4 protein-coding genes are annotated in these 5979 nt (G+C 64.1%); 3 read left to right on the top strand and 1 reads right to left on the bottom strand.

Annotation, left to right across the window (positions count from 1 at the left end; all coding sequences use genetic code 11):
- Window positions 1-101 precede the first annotated feature (101 nt).
- Both QZ269_RS11395 and QZ269_RS11390 read left to right on the top strand, forming a co-directional pair.
- Window positions 102-2279: a xanthine dehydrogenase family protein molybdopterin-binding subunit gene (locus QZ269_RS11395; protein WP_291426826.1), complete on the top strand. Its 2178-nt coding sequence runs from the start codon at window positions 102-104 to the stop codon at window positions 2277-2279.
- A gap of 34 nt (window positions 2280-2313) precedes the next feature.
- Window positions 2314-4416 (top strand): xanthine dehydrogenase family protein molybdopterin-binding subunit, encoded by a 2103-nt coding sequence (locus QZ269_RS11390; protein ID WP_291426825.1) that lies wholly within the window; start codon window positions 2314-2316, stop codon window positions 4414-4416.
- Window positions 4417-4428: 12 nt separating this feature from the next.
- On the opposite strand, the gene QZ269_RS11385 is transcribed toward QZ269_RS11390, so the two are convergent.
- Window positions 4429-5496 (bottom strand): PP2C family serine/threonine-protein phosphatase, encoded by a 1068-nt coding sequence (locus QZ269_RS11385; protein WP_291426824.1) that lies wholly within the window; start codon window positions 5494-5496, stop codon window positions 4429-4431.
- A 211-nt stretch (window positions 5497-5707) separates the two neighbouring features.
- Between QZ269_RS11385 and QZ269_RS11380 the strand changes: the two genes are divergently transcribed.
- A partial coding sequence (locus tag QZ269_RS11380; protein ID WP_291426823.1) for an adenylyltransferase/cytidyltransferase family protein occupies window positions 5708-5979 on the top strand: 272 nt, incomplete at its 3' end.

Below are 5979 nucleotides of genomic sequence, written 5' to 3'. Positions count from 1 at the left end.
GAGGCCGAACTGGCCGCCGCGAAACCGGGCAAGGAAAACGCGTTCAAGGTGCCAATGCTGCGCAATACGGTTGTGGCGGTGCTGGAGAAGTTGAGCCGCGCATGACCGCCACAGCCGACAAACACACTGCCGAGAAGCACACTGCCGAGAAACACACACCCGACAAGCACACTGCCAAACAACAAACAGCGCAGCCCGCACTGAGCGCCCTACAGATCAAGAGCGTCGGGCAAGGCATCATGCGCGTAGACGGCCCGCAGAAGGTCACCGGAACGGCCCCTTACGCCTACGAGCAGCCGGTCAAGAACCCGGCCTACCTTTTTCCGCTGGTGTCGGGCATCGGCCTGGGCCACATCAAACGGATTGAGGACAAGGCGGCCCGTGAGGTGGAAGGCGTGCTGGAGATTCTGACCCACCGCAACGCCTACAAGTTGCAGCCCAGCCGCAGCGCCGAGTTGCAACTGCTGCAATCGCCCGAGGTGCATTACAAGGGTGAAATCATCGGCGCGGTAATTGCCGAAACGCCGTATGCGGCCCGTTACGCGGCCAGTCTGGTCAACATCTTGTACAACGAGGCCGAGCAAGACACCCGCTTTGTGTTTACTCACCCGGAACTGTACACGCCCAAAAAAATCAACGCGGGCGGCCCGGCTGACCGTCATATGGGCGACAGCAAAGCGGCCCTGAAAACGGCGGCCCACGTCACCGACGCCAAATTCTCGCACACCATGCAGTTTCATAGCGCGATGGAGCCGCACAGCGCCATGGCCGAGTGGCACCCGGAGAAAGGCGTGACGCTGTACGACGCCTCGCAGGGAGCGGGCACCTGGAAGGCCATGCTGGCGCCGCTGCTGGGCCTGGAGCCGGAGCAGCTGCACATCGTTTCGCCGTTCGTGGGCGGGGGCTTTGGCAGCAAAGGCGTGCCGCACGCGCCCACCGTCTTGGCACTGCTGGCCGCGCAACTGGTGGCGCCGCGCCCGGTCAAGCTGATGCTTACGCGCCAACAGCACTTTGCCAATGTGGGCTACCGTCCCGAGATTCACCAGCACTTCCAGCTGGGGGCCGACGCACAGGGCAAGCTGACGGCCATAGTCCAGAACGTGACCGAGACGACTTCCAAACTACTGGAATTTGCCGAGCAGACGGTCAGCCCGACCCGCATGATGTACGCCGCGCCGGGGCGCGAAACGACCACCCGGCTGGTGCCGCTGGACCTGCCGCCCGCGACTTTCATGCGTGCGCCGGGCGAGTTTCCGGGGATGTTTGCCCTCGAAATCGCCATGGACGAGATGGCGGAAGCGTGCGGCCTTGACCCCATCGAGTTTCGCCTGCTCAACGAACCCGAGCGCGACCCCGAGAACGGCAAGCCGTTCAGCGTCCGCCTGCTCCGGGAATGTCTGGAACAGGGCGCAAAACAGTTCGGCTGGAATGGGCGCAAGGCCCCCGGTCAGCATCAGGAAGGCGAGTGGCTGTACGGCATGGGCGTCGCCAGTGCCACCTACCCGCACCACAAGCCGCAGGCCACCTGTGGGGTCGTGTACGGGAAGGGCCAGTACCAGGTGCAACTGGCCGCCGCCGACTTGGGCACCGGGGCCTGGACGATCCTGGGCCAGATCGCCGCCGACGCGCTGGAAGTGCCGCTGGAACAGATAGACCTGCAAATCGGTGACAGCGACCTGCCCGCTGCGGGGCTGGCCGGGGGCAGCATGGGCACCTACAGCTGGTCGAACGCGATCTATCACGCCGCCCGCGCCTTTCGCAAGGAGCACGGCGAGCACCCCAAAGCGGGGGCGCAGGCCGAGGGCAAGGCCATCAACACCGAGGAAGCCGAGGCGCACAGCAAGCACACCTTCGGGGCACATTTTGCCGAAGTGAAGGTCAGCAGCGTCACCGGGGAAGTGCGGGCCACGCGGATGCTGGGCATCTACGACGCCGGGCGCATCATCAATCCGCGCACCGCCCGCAGCCAGTTTCTGGGCGGCATGACCATGGGCATTTCGGCGGCGCTGCATGAGGAAGCCTATCTGGACACGCGCTTCGGGCATGTGGTCAACCACGACTTCGCGGGTTATCACATCGCCGCCCACGCCGACGTTCCCGAACTGAGCGTTGAGTGGCTGGACGTGCCCGACCCGCAGTTCGGCCCGCTGGGGGCCAAGGGCATCGGCGAGGTCGGCATCGTGGGCGTGCCTGCCGCCATCAGCAACGCCATTTACAACGCGACCGGCAAGCGGCTGCGCGACCTGCCCTTTACGCCTGCCAAACTGCTGGAGCACTAACGCGTCCCCCACAGGGAAGCCGCCGGAGAACCCAATGACCATCCCAACCAGAACCCCCCAGATTGGCCAGGACCGTGTACGGGTCGACGGCCCCCTCAAAGTGACTGGCACCGCGCCCTACGCCTACGAACAGAAGGTCGAGAACCCGGCTTACCTTTTTCCGCTGGTATCGGCGATTGCCCTGGGCAAAGTTCTCCGGATGGACGTGCGCGCCGCCGAAGCCCTGCCCGGGGTGCTGAAAGTCATGACGCACGAAAATGCGCCCCGGCTGAGGATCAAGACCGACCCGGAACTGTATATCTTGCAAAGTGCCGAGGTGCAGTACAAGGGACAGTACATCGGCGCAGTCCTGGCCGAATCGCCCGAAGTGGCCCGCCACGCCGCCAGTCTGGTGCGGGTCGATTACGAACAGAAGGCCCACGACGCGCACTTTACGCCCGAACACCCGCAAAAAGTTGCCCCCAAACGGATCAACGGGTCCAAACCCAGCGCGACGCAGGAGGGCGATGTGGACGCGGCCATAGCGGCGGCCCCACACACCCTGGACGCGGTATACACCACCCCCAACGAGCACCACAACCCTCTGGAGCCGCACCCGATTATTGCCATTTGGCACGGCGACGCGGGCCTAAGTCCCAACGCTAAGCGCCTGACACTGCACGACTCGAACCAGGGGCCAGCGTTTACCATGCTGCTGCTGCCGCCGCTACTGGGGATTTTGCCCACACAGTTGGAAGTGTTCTCACCGTATGTGGGCGGGTCTTTCGGCACCAAGGGTTCGCCGCACAGCCACATTGTGCTGGCGGCGCTGGCGGCCAGAATGCTGCCCGGACGGCCCGTGAAGTACAACATGACCCGGCAGCAGATGTTCAGAACCACCGGTTTTCGGCCCGAAAGTCACCAGCGGGTCAGGCTGGCCGCCGACGCCCAGGGCCACCTGAGCGCGATTGTTCATGAAGCAACTGCGCCCACCGCCCGCCTCAAGCAATTCGTGGAGCAGACGGCCACGCCCGCCCGCATGTTGTACGCCGCGCCCAACCGCAAGACGGCGCATTTCGTCGTGCCGCTGGACATCGCGCCCGCGACCTTTATGCGTGCGCCGGGCGAATTTACCGGAATGTTCGCCCTCGAAACCGCAATGGACGAACTCGCAGAGACGTGCGGCCTCGACCCTATCGAGTTCCGGATCATCAATGAGCCGTCGGTAGACCCCGAAAACGGCAAGGCCTGGAGCACGCGCAATCTGGTGGTCTGCCTGCGCGAAGGAGCTAAACTGTTCGGCTGGAAACAACGGCAAGCCCCCGGTCAACGCAGCGAGGGCGAGTGGCAATACGGGCTGGGCGTCGCCAGCACGACCTACCCCGATCAGCACCTTTTGAACACCTTTGCCCGCGTCCGCTTTGAGGGCGGGCGCTACAAGGTCGAGTTACAGGCCGCCGACATCGGCACGGGTGCCTGGACTATTCTGGGCCAGATCGCCGCCGACGCGCTGAGCGTGGACGTGAACCTGATCGACGTGGAAATTGGCCGCAGCGACCTGCCCTTTGCCATGGTGGCGGGCGGCAGCATGGGAACCTATACCTGGGGCAGCAGCATCATGGTGGCGGCCATCAAATTCCGCGAAAAGTACGGCCTCAATCCGCCCGAAGGCGCAGCGGTGCGGGCAGCCGGGCAGCGGCCCAAGGACTTCAAAAACTACAGCCGCCACAGCTTCGGGGCGCACTTTGCCGAGGTAAAAGCCAGCCGCGTGACTGGCGAGGTGCGCGTGACGCGCATGCTGGGCATCTACGCCGCCGGAAAGATCATCAACCCGCGCACGGCCAACAGCCAACTCATCGGCGGCATGACCATGGGGATCAGTGCGGCGCTGCACGAAGAAAGCTATCTGGATTCGCGCTTCGGCCACGTCGTCAATCAGGACTTTGCTGGCTATCACATCGCCGCGCACGCCGACATTCCCGACATTCAGGCCCGCTGGATCGAGGAATTCGACCCTTATTTCGGCCCCACCGGCGCTAAAGGCATCGGCGAGGTGGGCATCGTGAGTGTGCCTGCCGCAATTGGCAACGCCATTTACAACGCGACCGGCAAGCGGCTGCGCGACCTGCCCTTTACGCCAGGCAAATTGCTGAACTGAGCGCGGCCAGTATCAGCGGCGCGAGTCGGCCCCAGACTGGCCGTCCTCGTAAGCCCCCGCCCTCCGCACAGCCGTCAGCGAGAGGCGGCTGCGGCGCTCGACATGCCGGGTTTGCAAGTAGCGTTGCCCCAGCAACAGCCCCATCAGAACCAGCAGGCCCACAATGCCCAGCAGAGTCCGGTGATCGGGCGCCAGGATAATGCTGAGCAGAATAAAGTAGACGGCGGTCAGCATCATGTACGACATCACGCTGCTGCCCCGCTGGTTACTCAGCAGCAGGTCGGCATATTCCGGGCCATCGGTGGAACGCCGCGGCAGCGGATAGCGCGGCGGGGCCTGATTGCGCTTGATATCCACGATCACGGCGGTGATGTTATCCGGCCCACCTGCGTCGTTGGCGGCGTCGATCAGCAGCCGGGTCAATTGCTCGGGAGACTGCTGGCGCGACAGCAGTTCCTGAAGCTGGGCGTCAGGCACCGGGCCGCTCAGGCCGTCGCTACACAGCAGCAGTCGGTCGCCCGCGCGAATAGGCATCCCAAAAAGCTCCAGGCGTACCCGCTCCTCGCCGCCCAGGGCATTGTTCACCACACTTTTCCACTGGTGGTTCTGGGCCTCGGCCTCGGTCAGCAGGCCCAGCCGCACCTGTTCGGCTACCCAGGAATGGTCGTTGGTCAGACGCTGAAGCTGCCCGTCGCGCAGCAGGTAGGCCCGCGAATCACCCACGTGGGCTAGAATCAGAGCGCCCCGGTCTATCAGGGCCGCCACCAGCGTGGTGCCCATGCCCACCGACTCGCCCACAGCGTGCTTGAGAACTGCCAGATTCGCGGCCTGCACCGCCTCGGTCAGCCGTTTGGGCGGGGTGCCACGCCCTTCGAGGTAAGCCTGCGTCAGCGTAGTCAGCGCTAGATTGGCCGCCAGTTCCCCGGCGGCGTGCCCGCCCATGCCATCGGCCACCCCATACAGCCCCCCATTAGGCAATTCCAGGGCGATGGCCGCGTCCTGATTGACCCCTCCCATCCTTTGCCGCCCCACAGCCGTTAGGATTCCTGACGCTATTAGAGCTGGGGCAGCAGACTGCATGAACCTTACTATAGGGCACGCGGTCAGCTATACGGACTGCCGCATGTTTCGTTGACTAACCGCCAAGGACGCCGGGTGGCCCACTCCAGGCCGGGAACCCGTGTTCTCTCCTGCTCGCTTTGCGGCGCGGGCAGGGCCAGGTCTCTAAAGTCCAGACAAGCTTCCTTCCGTCCCACATCATTCACACTTTCAGAACCACCTATGATGAGAAATGACCTTGCCTGACCCGGTTCTTCAGTCCTCTGCGCCTGTCCCCGGTAGCCAGCGGCGCAAACGCACTTTCGGTGTGTATATTGGCCGCTTCGAGCCGCCGCATCAGGCGCACCTGCTGGTCATGCTCGAAGCGCTTCAGAGCGTGCAGAAGCTGATCGTGGTTATCGGGTCGGCTCATGCGGCGCGGAACACCAAAAATCCCTTTACCGCCGAGGAGCGCCAGGAGGTCATCACGGCGATGCTGGTCGGCGCTGGTATTGCCCGCAGCCG

Source organism: Deinococcus sp., from assembly GCF_018260405.1.
Lineage (GTDB): Bacteria > Deinococcota > Deinococci > Deinococcales > Deinococcaceae > Deinococcus.
This window is presented reverse-complemented; position numbering and strand designations above follow the sequence as displayed.